We start from the raw sequence: 13,980 nt of genomic DNA, 5'->3' as shown, positions 1-13,980 counted from the left end.
ATTAACGGAACAGCTTGGAGATGGAGACCTCCTGATAAATGCGCTCGATGGCCTCGGCAAACATAGGGGCCACAGGGAGGTACGTGATCTTCTCAGACTTGCTCGCATCGATGGGCGCAATGGTATCCAGCAGAGCCAGCTCCGTGATGACGCTGTTATTGATGCGGTCAATGGCCGGGCCGGAGAGGACGCCGTGGCTGGCACAGGCGTGAACGCTTTTGGCGCCGCCCACATCGATCAGCGCCTGCGCGGCGTTGCACAGGGATCCGCCGGTATCCACCATGTCGTCGAAAATGATGCAATCCATGCCCCTCACGTCGCCGATGACGTTCATGACCTCACAGCTGTTGGCCTTTTGGCGGCGCTTGTCCACGATCGCCAGGTTCATGTGCAGCTTCTGGGCGAAGGCACGGGCGCGGGCCACGCTGCCCACGTCGGGGGAGACCACCATCATATCCTCGCAGTTGGTGCCGAACTTCTTAGCGTAGTAATCCACAAAAATGGGATTGCCCGCCAGATTGTCCACAGGGATATCGAAGAAGCCCTGGATCTGAGAGGCGTGCAAATCCATGGTCAGCACCCGATCCGCGCCGGCGGCGGTGAGCATGTTGGCCACCAGCTTTGCGGTGATGGGGTCGCGGGCCTTGGCCTTGCGGTCCTGCCGGGCATAGCCGTAATACGGTATGACGGCGGTAATGCGCCCCGCAGAAGCACGCTTCAGCGCGTCGATCATAATGAGCAGCTCCATCAGGTTGTTGTTGACAGGGGTGGACGTAGACTGGACCACAAACACATCGCTGCCGCGGACCGTCTCATACAGGGAAACAAAAATCTCACCGTCGGAAAAGGTACCCACCTCCGACTCGCCCAGTTTGGTTCCCATCAGTTTGCAAATCTCTGCCGCCAGCTGGGGGTTGGAGTTGCCGCAGAATACCTTGACATCCTTGCCGTGAGAAATCATAACAACGCCCTCTTTCTTCTGTTCTGAATATTATTCATAAATTAAAATTGTATAGATGTTACTTGCCGTTTATCTTCCGCCGCCGCGCGGCCCAGCCGTCCTTGTTCTCCTGTTTCACCCGGGCCACGGCCAGCGCGTCCTCGGGCACATCCTTGGTAATCGTGGCTCCCGCCGCGATATAGCTACCCTTTCCAACGGTAACCGGGGCCACCAGATTTGTGTTGCAGCCGATAAAGGACTCATCCTCGATGGTGCAGCGGTACTTGTGGAACCCGTCATAATTTGTGGTGACGGTGCCGCAGCCGAAGTTGACCTTTTTGCCCACATCACTGTCGCCCACGTAGGTCAAGTGGGAAATCTTCGTTCCGTCCCCAATGGTGGAGTTTTTAACCTCCACAAAGTCGCCCACCTTAATATCGTCTCCGATGTGGGAGCCCGGGCGGACGTAAGCGTATGGACCCACATGGGTCCGCCGGCCAATGGAAGACTCGTTGATCTGGGAGGCATTGATCTCCGTTTCGTCCCCCACGATGCAGCTTGACACCATGGCGTTGGGACCGATGACGCAGTCACGGCCGATGTCCGTCCCGCCCCGCAGAATCGTTCCGGGCAAAACCATAGTCCCCCGGCCGATCTTCACCCGGGGGTCGATATAGACGGCGCCGGGGTCCAAAACCCGCACGCCGTTTGCGATGTGCCGCCGGACAATCTCGTCCCGCAGATGCAGCTCCACGTTCTGGATGTCGGCGCCGGAATTCAGGGCGATCCAGCCCCGCTCGCCGTCCACGTCCTGCAAAAAGATGGTGGCGGCCTTTTTCCAGCCCTCCGCCAGTGCGAAGCCCTCGGCGGAATAGACATACCCCTCTCCGGCCTGCTCCGCCGGGACCACCGGGCGGGGGATAACGATCACTCGCCCTACGCCGGAGACAAAGTCCAGCAGCCTTGGATGCTGGTCGGAAACCGTCACGTCGGCGTCGACCGGAAAGCAAGCGCGGGCCTCGTCGGCATATTCTGGACCGCAGACAGCAAAAAACCGCTCCACGCCGTCGTCTTTCAGCTTGCGGGCCACCCACGTCAGGATGGGGCAAAACAGAATGTCGTTCAGCATCAGCGGTTTTTTCTGCTCCGGGTCCTGGGAAGTCGTCAGGAAAATGACTGCGCGCTTTTGATCCATCGGTATTCCCTCCCTGAGAAAAATCTGCGGGGCGCGAACACCCCGGCAGTCACTGCGAGATCCGTCGCAGAATTGGTTGCAACGTTATTATAACAAAAATTTAAGGAAAATCCAGTGTTTACTAGTAAATTGTTTCAGAAAATTCCGGTTCTATTTCGGCAAAACGACGATTCTTTAAAGAAATATGTAGAAATTTTACGTTTTTTTATGGATTTGACCGTTGACTTCGGCATTTTGCAGAATTTCTCATAGTTTTCCAGTTATTTTCTCTAAAAAAACGTTTTTTTCCTATAAAGAGGTTGAATTTACGCAGGTAATGGATTACAATTGACCCGTCCGTGTCAAATGGAGGAATTTCATGCTGAACGTTGTTCTTGTAGAACCGGAGATCCCGCAGAATTGCGGAAATATTGCCCGGACCTGCGCCGCAACCGGCGCACGGCTCCACCTGATCCGTCCCCTGGGGTTTGATATCTCGGAACGGGCGGTCAAAAGGGCGGGACTGGATTACTGGCATTTAGTGGAGGTCTTCGATTATGAGAATCTGAACGACTTTTTTCGCCGGAATCCGGATGCCGGGGACATCTGGCTCACCACCACGAAAGCGCCCCGCCCCTATACATCCGCGGAGTTCCGCGACGGCTGCTGGCTGTTTTTCGGCAAGGAGACCGCGGGCCTGCCCGAAGACTTTCGAAAGTCCCACTATGACCGGTGCATCCGGCTCCCCATGCGCGCCGAGGCCAGAAGTCTGAATCTCAGCAACACCGTGGCCGTATGCGTCTACGAGGCGCTGCGTCAGATTGGTTTTCCCTGCCTTTCCGGCGAGGGTGAAATGGCGGAAGGGCGCTGATTTGGTTTCCCCTGCCCGTCTGCAAAACTGCGGCGGCGGACATACTATTTATGCGTAAGCTGCAATTTATCCGCACAAATCGAGCCGACATATCGTGCTGACATTTTCAGGGAGGATGCATATGAACTACAATAAGAAGACAGTCAAGGACGTGGATGTTCGCGGCAGGAAGGTTCTGCTTCGTTGCGACTTCAATGTGCCGCTGGATATGGCCACCGGAGCCATCACCAGCGACAAGCGCATTGTTGCGGCGCTGCCCACCATTGCGTATCTGCTGGACAACGGCGCGGCGGTGATCGCCTGCTCTCATTTGGGCAAGCCCAAGGGAGAGCGAAAGATGGAGCTGAGTCTGGCCCCGGTCGCAAAGCGTCTGGGAGAGCTTTTGGGAAGGCCCGTGATCTTTTCCGCCGACACCGTGGGCCCCGACGCCAAGGCAAAGGCCGCGGCTTTGAAGCCCGGTGAGATCATGCTTCTGGAAAACACCCGGTTTGAAGCGGGCGAGACCAAAAACGACCCCGCTCTTGCCAAAGAGATGGCCTCCTTGGCGGAGCTGTACGTCTCCGATGCTTTCGGCTCCGTTCACCGGGCACATGCCTCCACCGTGGGCGTGGCGGATTATCTGCCCGCCGTTTCCGGTTTTCTGGTTGCAAAGGAACTGGAGATTATGGGGAATGCGCTGGATAACCCTAAGCGGCCCTTTGTGGCGATCTTGGGCGGCGCGAAAGTCTCCGACAAGATCAATGTGATCGGTAACCTTCTCGGCAAGGCCGACACCATTATCATTGGCGGAGGTATGGCCTATACCTTTGCAAAGGCTCAGGGCGGTTCCATTGGCCAGTCCCTTCTGGAGGCCGACAAGCAGGAGTTTGCCCTGGAGATGATTGCCAAGGCCCGAGAACAGGGCGTGAAGCTTCTTCTGCCGGTGGATACGCTGGCGGCGAAGGAATTTTCTGCCGACGCCCAGCCCGTTGTGGTGGACACCATGGCCATCCCCGACGACATGCAGGGCCTGGACATCGGTCCCAAAACCGTGGAGTTGTTCTGCGATGCGGTGAAGGGCGCAGGCACGATCGTATGGAATGGGCCCATGGGCGTTTTTGAGTTCGACGCGTTTGCCGGCGGCACCCGCGCCATGGCTCAGGCCATGGCGGACAGCGGCGCGGTAACCATTGTGGGCGGTGGAGACAGCGCCGCGGCAGTGGAACAGCTGGGCTTTGCCGACCGGATCACCCACATCTCCACTGGCGGCGGCGCGTCCCTTGAATTTCTCGAGGGAAGGGAGCTTCCCGGCGTGGCCTGTTTGCAGGACAGGTGACGACTGAGGCTCCAGCGGCACATTTTTCAGGCGGAATAATACCATCGTGGCATCGTTCTCCTCTCACTGAGCAGCGACAATCGGAAAACCGTCCCCGGGAATATTCCGTTTCCCCTCAAACAACAGAACATATAGAAAAGGAAGTATATAATATGAATCGTCGTTACCGTAAAACTGTGATTGCCGGCAACTGGAAGATGAATATGACCGCCACTGAGACGAAGAAGTTTGCCGAGGATGTGAAGAAAATCATGCCCAAGGCCAAATGGTGCGACGCCCTGATCTGTGTCCCCGCCTGCAATATTTCCGTAGCTACCCGGGCCTTCAAGGATCTGCGGATCTCTGTCGGCGCGGAAAATGTCTACTTTGAGGAAAAAGGCGCCTATACCGGCGAGGTATCCGCAGACATGCTAAAGGATCTGGCGGTCAAGTATGTCATTGTGGGCCACAGTGAGCGGCGGCAGTATTTTGGCGAAACGGACGCCAGCGTGAACAAAAAGGTCCATGCCGTTCTGAACGCCGGCATGAGCCCCATTATCTGCGTGGGCGAGAGCCTGGAGCAGCGGGAGACCGGCATCACCAACGAGTGGATCGCCCTGCAGGTAAAGAGCGCGCTCAGCGGCGTCCCCGCCGACAAGCTGCGCCGCTGCATCATGGCCTATGAGCCCATTTGGGCCATCGGCACCGGCAAGACCGCCACAGCGGAGCAGGCCGGTGAGGTTTGCAGCAACATCCGCGCCACCATCCGCGCCCTGTATGGGGCCCGAGTGGCCCGGTCCGTCACCATTCAGTACGGCGGGTCCATGAATCCCAAGAACGCCGCGGAGCTTTTGGCTCAGCCGGATATTGACGGCGGGCTCATCGGCGGCGCCGCCCTTAAGCCGGAGCAGTTTGTCGAAATTATCAACGCCGCAAATCAGGACTGAGTCGTCGCAAGGTCCGGCGTTCCTGAGGGTGCGGCAATCCGCGGTTCCACGGTGAGAAGCCCGGAATAATCGGCAGAGTTAGAAAGAGGTACTTTAATTATGAATAAAACCCCCACAACACTTATCATTATGGATGGCTTCGGCATGTCCGGTGATCTGCGGGGAAACGCGGTCCGGGCGGCAAAAACGCCCTGCCTCGATCAATTTTTCGCGGAATTTCCCAATACGACTCTTTCCGCCTCCGGGCTGGACGTGGGTCTGCCCGACGGGCAGATGGGCAACAGTGAGGTGGGCCACACCAACATCGGCGGCGGCCGGGTGGTCTTTCAGGATTTGCCCCGCATCTCCAATGCCGTGGCTGACAGCTCATTCTTTGAAAATGCCGCCTATCACCACGCCATGGACGCCTGTAAGGAAAGGGGCTCGGCTCTGCATCTGATGGGTCTTTTGTCCAACGGCGGGGTCCACTCCCACATCGACCACCTCTTCGCTCTGCTAAAAATGGCAAAGGACAAGGGCCTTGAAAAGGTCTATATCCACGCGTTCCTGGATGGACGGGATGTGTCTCCCACCTCCGGGGCGGCTTTTGTGGCGCAAACCGTGAAAAAGTGCGGTGAGCTGGGCGTCGGAAAGATTGCAAGCGTCATGGGTCGGTACTACGCCATGGACCGCGACAAGCGCTGGGACCGGGTGGAACAGGCATACGACGCCATGGTGTACGGCGAGGGCGCAGCAACAAACTCCGACCCTGTGGCGGCGGTGAAGGACTCTTATGAAAAGGGCATTACCGACGAGTTTGTGGAGCCGGTTGTCTGCGACGGCAGCGGCACCATCGGCGACAACGACAGTGTCATTTTCTTTAATTTCCGCCCTGACCGGGCGCGGGAGATTACCCGCGCTCTGGTGGACCCGGAGTTTGACGGCTTTACTCACCAGTATTTTCCCGTGACCTTCGTGTGCAACACGGAGTATGATGCCACCATGCCCAATGTGGAGGTGGCATTCCCCCGTATCCTTGTGCGCAACGGTCTGGGCGAATATCTCAGCTCCCTCGGCATGACGCAGCTGCGCATCGCGGAGACGGAAAAATACGCCCATGTGACCTTTTTCTTCAATGGTGGGTCTGAGACTGTTTTCCCTGGCGAGGACCGTGTGCTGGTGGCCTCGCCCAAGGTTGCAACCTACGACCTCCAGCCGGAGATGAGCGCCCGTGAGGTCTGCGAGAAGTGCGTGGAGCGCATTGAATCGGGAGCCTACGACGTAATCATTCTGAACTTTGCCAACTGCGACATGGTGGGCCACACCGGCGTGTTCAGCGCGGCGGTGAAAGCCGTGGAGACTGTGGACGAGTGCGTGGGCAAGGTGGTAAACGCCACGCTGAAAATGGGCGGTATTGCGATGATTACCGCCGACCATGGCAATGCCGAGCAGATGGAGCAGCCCGACGGCAGCCCCATGACCGCTCACACCACCAATTTGGTCCCCTTTATTCTCTGCGGCGCGGGCAGCGAGCTGCGCAAGGGCGGAAAGCTGGCAGACATCGCCCCCACGATTTTGGACGTAATAGGTCTTCAATGTCCCCCCGAGATGACCGGAACGACTCTCATTATCAAATAATTTCACAAAAAGCTCCGCAGCGTTCGCGCCCGCAGGCGAACTTAAAAAATTTTCATTTCCGGCACGGCGCAAAATTTTTGCGCCGTGCTTTTTGTGTATAAATTTTCCTTTCCATGGACATACTGAAGGCAAACCAGTGGAAAGGACGGTTTTCTATGAAAAAACCAAAAATGGTGCTGGGCGGAGCGGGCTTCTACATAGTCCTGCTCCTGTGCCTTGCGGTTGTAGGAGTTTCGGGCTATATGATCCTGTTTCGCGGCAACGCGGCAGCTGAGGCAAAATCGGATGCGACGGTCTCCGTGTCGGCCCCGGACGCGGATCTCTTTGACGATCTGGACCCCAACGGGCCGTCGCAGGAGATTCTGGATCCGCAGACGTCGAAGGTACCGGATGAAACGGACGTTCCCACCGAAGCACCGGCGGAGATGCCCTCGGTAAAGGTAGACGACACGCCGGTGATGGCCACCGCTCCGAATCTCATCGTCTGGCCCCTTCGGGGCGCAGTGGTGGCGGCATTCAGCGTGGACAAACTATGCTATGACGAGACCATGGGGGATTGGCGAACGCATGCCGGCGTGGACCTGGCCGCTGAGGTGGGAACTCAGGTGATGGCCGCCTGTGCCGGGACGGTGAGCGCCGTGGAGAACGATCCCCTGATGGGGACCACCGTAGTGATCAAACACGGCGGCGGCTATCAGACCACCTATGCCAATTTGCAGTCCGTTCCCACCGTGAAGGCGGGAGACGCAGTCACAGCCGGACAAATCATCGGCGCGGTGGGCAATACCGCCATCGCGGAGGCAGCGGAGGCGCCCCACCTGCACTTTGCCGTGGAAAAGAACGGCGACGTGGTGGATCCCCAGACATTCTTGAAGGACTGAATTAAAAATGCGCGAGGCCGCGGCTTGAGAAGATTACATTCTCAGGCCGCGGCCATTGCTTGAGCGAGTACTTTGCGGTTTGCACGGAAAAGTCCATTGGGACCTTTCCGACAGCATTTTTCGGGTTTTCAGGGCTGCGCATCCGCCAGCGGCGCAATGTGCCTGCGGTATGTCCAGCGAAAAAACACAATGGACAGCATTAAAGAAACCACCTCCGCGATGGGAAACGCCCACCAGACCATCCCCAGCTTCCCGCTGAGACTCAGCAGCCATGCGATGGGCAGCAGCAAAACCAACTGCCGTGCCAGGGAGACGAACATGCTGAGGAAGCTGTTTCCCAGCGCCTGAAATACACCACTACAAACAATGCCCACGGCGGCCATGGGGAAGCTGAGGCTGATGATCCGCAGCGCCGGCGCACCGATGGACAGCATCTCGTCGGACGCGTCAAACAGCGCCAGCAGCCAGTTGGGAACCAGCTGGAACGCCAGCGTTCCAGCCACCATGATGCACACCGCCGTGGCGAGACTCACCTTAAACGCCTGCATGATGCGGCTCTTTTTTCGTGCGCCGTAGTTATAGGCCACGATGGGTATCACGCCGTTATTCAGACCAAACACCGGCATGAAGATAAAGCTTTGAAGCTTGAAATACGCTCCAAACACGGTGGCGGCCGTGGTTGTAAAAGGGATCAGAATGCGGTTCACTCCATAGACCATGACGGACCCGATGGCCTGCATGATGATGGAGGGAACGCCGATGAGATAGATGTCCCGGACGATCTCGCCGGAGGGCCGGAAGCCCTTGAAATTCAAAGGCACCTCCGTGTTTTTCGTCAGACAGAAAAACAGGGACAGGCACATTCCGCAGATTTGCCCGATGACCGTGGCTACCGCGGCGCCTGCGACACCCATCCGGGGCATCCCGAAAAGGCCGAAAATCAGGATGGGGTCCAGAATAATGTTGATGATCGCTCCCAGGCCCTGCGTAAACATGGTATAGAGGGTTCGGCCCGTGGATTGAAGCAGGCGCTCAAACGTGATCCCGAAAAACAGACCGAAGGATACGCAGGAGCAGATAGTGAGGTAGGTGATACCGCTGTCCACGATCTCCTGCACATCGGTCTGGGACCGGAAGAACACCGGCGAGATCAGAATGCCGATCAGGATAAAGGCGATGAAGCTCAGCGCCGCCAAAAATACGCCGTTCAAAGCCACCTTTTCCGCTCGTTCGGGGTCTCTCGCTCCCAAAGCCCGGCTCAAAAGCGCGTTGATGCCCACGGCGGTGCCGGTGGATACGGCGATCATCAGCGCCTGCATGGGAAATGCCAGAGAGACGGCGGTCAGCGCGTTTTCCGAAATCCGGGAAACGAAAATACTGTCCACCACGTTGTACAGTGCCTGCACCAGCATGGACGCCATAATAGGCACGGACATATTGTATACCAGCTTGCTCACCGGCATGACGCCCATCTTGTTTTCCGCAAACTTATTTCTGTTTTCTTCCATAGATACTCTCTTTCTTTTGCCTCTCAAATTGGTGCGCCAATGGGAAAACGGCGCGGCTATAAAGCCGCGCCGCAATTTTGCGCAATGCTTTCAGTTCCGGGTCCCACGGCTTACTTTTTCAGCTCGCCGGTGGCCAGCTGAGACAGGTAGGCGTTGATAAATCCGTCCAGATCGCCGTCCATCACGGCGTCAATGTTGCTGGTTTCGTAGCCGGTACGGGTGTCCTTCACCATCTGATAGGGCATGAAAACGTAGGACCGGATCTGGCTGCCCCACTCGATTTTCATCTGGACGCCCTTGATGTCTGAGATTTTCTCCGCGTGCTGTTGGGCTTTCAGCTCCAGCAGCTTGGCCCGCAGCATCTTCATGCAGTTATCCTTGTTCTGAAACTGGCTTCGCTCCGTCTGGCAGGAGACCACCACCCCGGTGGGGAGATGGATCAGGCGGACGGCGGAAGATGTCTTGTTGATGTGCTGTCCACCCGCGCCGGAGGAGCGGTAGACCTGCATCTCAATGTCCTCGGGCCGAATCTCCACATCCGCGTCGTCAGGGAGGTCCGGCATGACCTCCAGTGCGGCAAAGGAGGTCTGGCGGCGGGCATTGGCATCGAACGGAGAGACGCGCACCAGACGGTGAACGCCATTTTCGCTCCTCAAAAAGCCATAGGCGTTTTCGCCCTCGATGCAGATGGCGGCAGACTTGATGCCCGCCTCCTCGCCGTCCTCATAGTCCAAAATCTGATATTTAAAATCATGGCGTTCCGCCCAGTGGGTGTACATTCGATAGAGCATCCCGGTCCAGTCCTGAGCCTCGGTACCGCCAGCTCCGGCATGAAAGGACAAAATGGCGTTGTTGTTGTCATACTCGCCGGAGAGAAGAGTGGAAAGCCGCTGCTCGGAGATTTCCTCCTCCAGCTTGGCATAGCCTTCCTTCAATTCGTCCAAAAGGGATGGATCGTCTTCCTCCCGGCCCATTTCGCACAGAGTTTTCAAGTCCTCCCAATTGGAAACCATCTTCTCCTGCCGCCCGATCTTGCCCTGAAGACGCTTAAGATGCTGCTGCACCTGCTGAGAGCGCTCGAGATTACTCCAAAACTCCGGTTCGCTGGTCTGGGCCTCAAGACTGGCAGCCTCTCTTTTGGCAGTGTCGATATCCAGCGCCGCAGCCAGCTTTTCAAGCTCCGGGCCAAGGGCGGTCAGCTTCTGCTTGTATTCATCATATTCGATCAAAGCCATGACGCACTCTCCATTCCACATATTTCATCAGCCAAGGTATTATACAGGAGTTTTCCCCGTTTGTAAAGGAAAACCGTGTTTTTAGCTTTTTGCTTTTTTGCACTTACGAGCAGACAATGAAAACCCCGCTCCTTTCGAAGCGGGGTTTTCATTGTCTGCTTATTCCTGCGTTTCGGTGGCAGCGGGCTGAACCGCGCCGGGGAAGTAATCGTCAGGCACCTCCACCGTTTCCACCGTCTGGGTACCGTCTTGGTGAACCGTCAAAGCATCAATCGTCATTTATCGCACCCCCCAGATCGTGATTTTTGTTCCTGTATCCATGTGATAGTAGGGCTCTGCGGGAACCAGCAGAAAGGTTTTTAGTTGGGAAAAGGTCAGTGTGCCGCACACACCGCGGTAAAATGTACCGCCGTCGCTTTCTCCGACCGTAATGCAGGAGATCCGTTTCTCTCCACTCTTGCCCGGAAAGAAAATCGTTCGGTGCTTCTTGTCATTGTAATAGGCCGTCAACCCGTTGTTGGAGATTGGTCCGGAAGTAATTCCCAGCTGATAGTAAGAGGCATCGGTCGTGCCGTTGGGTCGCAGAAAACCTGCCCATGTCCCCAGAATAGCAACGTCCAGCCAGAGAACCTGCCAGTCCGCGAAGTTGATGTCAGATAAATCCAGATTTACTTGCGCCGCGCTCTGTGCAGTCACGATTTCCCGGAGCTTGACAAACGGGCTTTTTGCCGCCAGCACCGCCACGTCCGCCGTCCGCGCTACGGTCTCCGCGGTCACGGCGGCGAATGCCGCCCCCAGCGCTGTTTCAATGTTGGCATTGTCCCGATTGAAGTCGTCCATCATAATGCGGTCTGTCTCTTCCCATTGACTGAGCTTGTAATGTTCTGTCTGCTTCATAATTTCCCCCTTTCCCGCTCGGCGGAGGGGCGAAACACCGCCTGCGGGAGTAATATTTGCAGATATGCCTGCATTACTAAGCGAAGCAAAGAGAAGAGTTGCACGGACGCGTACATCAGAATAGTAATTTTTTGTGCCGGCCCTCCCGGCAAATGCCGCGCTTATCCTGAAGCGCCCGCTCCGGCAGGCAAACATATGGCCTTACGAATTCAGTGACATTTGTCATGGATTTTTTTCCTTATATGGAGTATTCTGTAATCAAAAACAAAGAAAGATAAAACGAACGGGCATGGTCATGGCTGCGTCCGTTTGCCAAGAGGTTAAAGCTGATGAAAATTTCTATGAGCGGCACGCTGTTCGCGCTCTCCTCTGCTCTTGACCATGTGGAGAGCGAGGTATTCGGCGTCACCACACATCACGCCAAGCGAGTGGCCTATCTGTGCATACGGATGGGCATGGAGCTCGGGTATGCTCCGGCGCAGCTGGCGGCTCTGGCGGGTGCCGCCGTCATGCATGACAACGCGCTGACGGAGTACATCGCCGCCCGACGGGAGATGGATGATTCCTTTTCTCTTGACAGCATTGCGCTTGGCCCGCACTGTGAAATGGGAGAACGGAACATGAGCCGGCTTGCCTTTTATGAGAATGTGAGGGGTGCCGTGCTCTACCACCACGAAAACGCGGACGGCAGTGGACCGTTTCACAAAACGGCGGCGGTTACCCCGAAATTCGCGCAGCTCATCCATGTTGCGGATCAGCTTGATAACACGTTTCATCTCGACAGCGTTTCCGAGCAGAAATATGAAGAACTGCTGCGATGGCTGACGGAAAACAGCGGCAAGCTGTTTGATGTCTCCCTGTTTGAACTGTTCCGGCAATCTGTCCCTTATTCAGAGCTAAAAAGGATGGAGGGAGACGGCATCTCAGCGCTTCTGGAGGAATCCCTTCCCGTTTACTCCCAGGAATACAACAGCGATACCGTCCTATCCTTTGCGACGGTCTTTGCGAAAATTACCGACTATAAATCCCACTTTACCAGTGCTCATTCCCTCGGCATTGCGGAAAAGTCCGCCGCCATGGGCCGATTTTATGGGGAGGACGCGGATACCTGCACCAAGCTGTATCTTGCGGGTGCGCTGCATGACATTGGTAAACTGACGATTCCAAACGAGATCCTGGAAAAGCCGGATAAGCTGACGGACAAGGAGTTTGCCGTTATGAAAACCCACGCTGGCGCCTCCTATGAGATTCTCAAAAATTTGACCGATCTTCCGGACGTGGTCGCCTGGGCCTGTCTGCATCACGAAAAGCTTGACGGCAGCGGCTATCCCTTCGGTAAGACCGCTGCGGAGCTTGATCGGAACGAGCGGCTCCTGTGCTGCATTGACATTTATCAGGCGCTTACCGAAGCTCGTCCCTATAAGGACGGCCTTTCCCACAGCGAGGCGATAAACATTCTTCGCGATATGGCCCGCGAGGGGAAGATTGACGCAAAGATCACCGAAGACATTGCCGTCTGCTTTAAAGCATGACCTAAAAGGGACGGGAGAAGATTGCTTTAATCCGTCGAGCCGCTCGAATATTGCGAAATTCCGAAATTCCGAAATTCAACCGGCTGGGCCGCTGCTAAAGCAGGCAGCGGCCCAGCCGGTTTTGCTCAGTCCATGTCCGCTTTCAGCAGTTTGCGGCACAGGTCTTGGTATTCCCCAGCAAAGACGCTCCCCCGCTCCCAGATGAGAGCAATGTCGTGCTCCACCTGAAAATCTCGCAGAGGGATTTCCCGCAGAGTGCCACTCCGGATGCCCTTCCGTGCCACAGCCTCATAGAGGAAGGAAATGCCTACATCGCGCTCCAGCAGCTGTAAAATGGCCTGCATTCCGCTGATCTGTACAATATCCGCAAAATCTGAAAGGGCCATGTTTTGGGCTGCCAGATGCTTTTCCAAAATGTCTCTTGTGCCGGAGCCCGACTCTCGGGCCAGTACCCGCTCCCGCAGCAGATCCCGCAGGGCAGTGGGAGGACAGGCAAACCGGTGATTCGCCGCGCACACGGCGAGGAACCGTTCCGTTTGATAAAGGGCGGAGTCAAACTCCGTCCGGTCAAAGTACCCCTCCACCAGGGCAAAATAAAGCTCCCCCCGGCGCAGCTTTCCCAGCAGTTCCTCCGTATTGCCCATCTCCATGCGCACATCTGCCCCGGGATGTTCCAGCAGGTACGCACTCAGCGGCCGAGCAATCAGAAACTCACCCACCGTCATAGTCACCCCAAAGTGCAGCGGTAGTTCTCCATTTGCCCCTGTACGCAGCCGTTCCCGCATCAGAAGCTCGTCGTTGCGCATGGCCGCGGCTGTCCGACGCAGCACCTCTCCCTCAGGTGTCAGGGTCAGGCGTCTTCCCTCGCTGCAAAAAAGCTTTGTGCCGTAGGTCTCCTCCAGATAACGGATATGCTGGGAGACTGCGGGCTGCGTGATGTGCAGCTGCTCCGCGGCCCGGGTGTAGTTCCGGGTATCGCAAACCGTCAAAAATGTTACAATGCGAAAATCCAACATGAGCACACCCCTCTTTTCATAGCTGTCATATTATAACACACATTTATGGTAACATAAATATTTATAAT

The 13,980-nt window shown here is 56.4% G+C and carries 12 protein-coding genes; 6 read left to right on the top strand and 6 right to left on the bottom strand.

Annotated elements, in window-relative coordinates; genetic code table 11:
* Window position 1 precedes the first annotated feature (1 nt).
* On the bottom strand, window positions 2–961 hold the full coding sequence (locus ABWQ15_RS09645) for a ribose-phosphate pyrophosphokinase (RefSeq protein WP_353908564.1): 960 nt from the start codon (window positions 959–961) through the stop codon (window positions 2–4).
* 58 nt (window positions 962–1,019) lie between these two features.
* Entirely contained in the window at window positions 1,020–2,135 is a 1,116-nt protein-coding gene (locus ABWQ15_RS09640; RefSeq protein WP_353908563.1) for a DapH/DapD/GlmU-related protein, read from the bottom strand.
* A 358-nt stretch (window positions 2,136–2,493) separates the two neighbouring features.
* On the opposite strand from ABWQ15_RS09640, the gene ABWQ15_RS09635 reads away from it, so the two are divergent.
* The 5 genes from ABWQ15_RS09635 to ABWQ15_RS09615 all read left to right on the top strand — a co-directional run bounded on the left by ABWQ15_RS09635 (window position 2,494) and on the right by ABWQ15_RS09615 (window position 7,724).
* Window positions 2,494–2,985, top strand: coding sequence for a tRNA (cytidine(34)-2'-O)-methyltransferase (locus ABWQ15_RS09635; protein WP_353908562.1), 492 nt, complete (start codon window positions 2,494–2,496; stop codon window positions 2,983–2,985).
* Window positions 2,986–3,106: 121 nt separating this feature from the next.
* On the top strand, window positions 3,107–4,300 hold the full coding sequence (locus ABWQ15_RS09630; RefSeq protein ID WP_353908561.1) for a phosphoglycerate kinase: 1,194 nt from the start codon (window positions 3,107–3,109) through the stop codon (window positions 4,298–4,300).
* A 152-nt stretch (window positions 4,301–4,452) separates the two neighbouring features.
* Window positions 4,453–5,226: a triose-phosphate isomerase gene (gene tpiA / locus ABWQ15_RS09625; RefSeq protein ID WP_353908560.1), complete on the top strand. Its 774-nt coding sequence runs from the start codon at window positions 4,453–4,455 to the stop codon at window positions 5,224–5,226.
* A 99-nt stretch (window positions 5,227–5,325) separates the two neighbouring features.
* Window positions 5,326–6,843: a 2,3-bisphosphoglycerate-independent phosphoglycerate mutase gene (gene gpmI / locus ABWQ15_RS09620; protein WP_353908559.1), complete on the top strand. Its 1,518-nt coding sequence runs from the start codon at window positions 5,326–5,328 to the stop codon at window positions 6,841–6,843.
* A 155-nt stretch (window positions 6,844–6,998) separates the two neighbouring features.
* Entirely contained in the window at window positions 6,999–7,724 is a 726-nt protein-coding gene (locus ABWQ15_RS09615; RefSeq protein ID WP_353908558.1) for a peptidoglycan DD-metalloendopeptidase family protein, read from the top strand.
* A 128-nt stretch (window positions 7,725–7,852) separates the two neighbouring features.
* On the opposite strand, the gene ABWQ15_RS09610 is transcribed toward ABWQ15_RS09615, so the two are convergent.
* From ABWQ15_RS09610 to ABWQ15_RS09600, 3 genes are all read right to left on the bottom strand, one after another.
* Window positions 7,853–9,232 carry an MATE family efflux transporter gene (locus tag ABWQ15_RS09610; protein ID WP_353908557.1) on the bottom strand — a complete coding sequence of 460 codons (1,380 nt, stop codon included), beginning with the start codon at window positions 9,230–9,232 and terminating at the stop codon, window positions 7,853–7,855.
* A gap of 110 nt (window positions 9,233–9,342) precedes the next feature.
* Window positions 9,343–10,467 (bottom strand): peptide chain release factor 2, encoded by a 1,125-nt coding sequence (prfB, locus tag ABWQ15_RS09605; RefSeq protein ID WP_353908556.1) that lies wholly within the window; start codon window positions 10,465–10,467, stop codon window positions 9,343–9,345.
* A 279-nt stretch (window positions 10,468–10,746) separates the two neighbouring features.
* On the bottom strand, window positions 10,747–11,364 hold the full coding sequence (locus ABWQ15_RS09600) for a hypothetical protein (RefSeq protein WP_353908555.1): 618 nt from the start codon (window positions 11,362–11,364) through the stop codon (window positions 10,747–10,749).
* A gap of 329 nt (window positions 11,365–11,693) precedes the next feature.
* Here ABWQ15_RS09600 and ABWQ15_RS09595 point away from each other — a divergent pair, with 329 nt between their 5' ends.
* Window positions 11,694–12,896 (top strand): HD-GYP domain-containing protein, encoded by a 1,203-nt coding sequence (locus ABWQ15_RS09595; RefSeq protein ID WP_353908554.1) that lies wholly within the window; start codon window positions 11,694–11,696, stop codon window positions 12,894–12,896.
* A 125-nt stretch (window positions 12,897–13,021) separates the two neighbouring features.
* Here the strand turns inward: ABWQ15_RS09595 and ABWQ15_RS09590 are convergent, their stop codons facing one another.
* Window positions 13,022–13,912 carry a LysR family transcriptional regulator gene (locus ABWQ15_RS09590; protein ID WP_353908553.1) on the bottom strand — a complete coding sequence of 297 codons (891 nt, stop codon included), beginning with the start codon at window positions 13,910–13,912 and terminating at the stop codon, window positions 13,022–13,024.
* Between the last annotated feature and the right edge of the window lie 68 nt (window positions 13,913–13,980).

Source organism: Oscillibacter sp. (genome assembly GCF_040505565.1).
Lineage (GTDB): Bacteria > Bacillota > Clostridia > Oscillospirales > Oscillospiraceae > Oscillibacter.
This window is presented reverse-complemented; position numbering and strand designations above follow the sequence as displayed.

What these genes read in the sequence shown, in the direction of transcription:
- ABWQ15_RS09645 (WP_353908564.1), bottom strand. Translation starts at nt 961, where the DNA reads ATGATTTCTCACGGCAAGGATGTCAAGGTATTCTGCGGCAACTCCAAC.
- ABWQ15_RS09640 (WP_353908563.1), bottom strand. Translation starts at nt 2,135, where the DNA reads ATGGATCAAAAGCGCGCAGTCATTTTCCTGACGACTTCCCAGGACCCG.
- ABWQ15_RS09635 (WP_353908562.1), top strand. Translation starts at nt 2,494, where the DNA reads ATGCTGAACGTTGTTCTTGTAGAACCGGAGATCCCGCAGAATTGCGGA.
- ABWQ15_RS09630 (WP_353908561.1), top strand. Translation starts at nt 3,107, where the DNA reads ATGAACTACAATAAGAAGACAGTCAAGGACGTGGATGTTCGCGGCAGG.
- tpiA (WP_353908560.1), top strand. Translation starts at nt 4,453, where the DNA reads ATGAATCGTCGTTACCGTAAAACTGTGATTGCCGGCAACTGGAAGATG.
- gpmI (WP_353908559.1), top strand. Translation starts at nt 5,326, where the DNA reads ATGAATAAAACCCCCACAACACTTATCATTATGGATGGCTTCGGCATG.
- ABWQ15_RS09615 (WP_353908558.1), top strand. Translation starts at nt 6,999, where the DNA reads ATGAAAAAACCAAAAATGGTGCTGGGCGGAGCGGGCTTCTACATAGTC.
- ABWQ15_RS09610 (WP_353908557.1), bottom strand. Translation starts at nt 9,232, where the DNA reads ATGGAAGAAAACAGAAATAAGTTTGCGGAAAACAAGATGGGCGTCATG.
- prfB (WP_353908556.1), bottom strand. Translation starts at nt 10,467, where the DNA reads ATGGCTTTGATCGAATATGATGAATACAAGCAGAAGCTGACCGCCCTT.
- ABWQ15_RS09600 (WP_353908555.1), bottom strand. Translation starts at nt 11,364, where the DNA reads ATGAAGCAGACAGAACATTACAAGCTCAGTCAATGGGAAGAGACAGAC.
- ABWQ15_RS09595 (WP_353908554.1), top strand. Translation starts at nt 11,694, where the DNA reads ATGAAAATTTCTATGAGCGGCACGCTGTTCGCGCTCTCCTCTGCTCTT.
- ABWQ15_RS09590 (WP_353908553.1), bottom strand. Translation starts at nt 13,912, where the DNA reads ATGTTGGATTTTCGCATTGTAACATTTTTGACGGTTTGCGATACCCGG.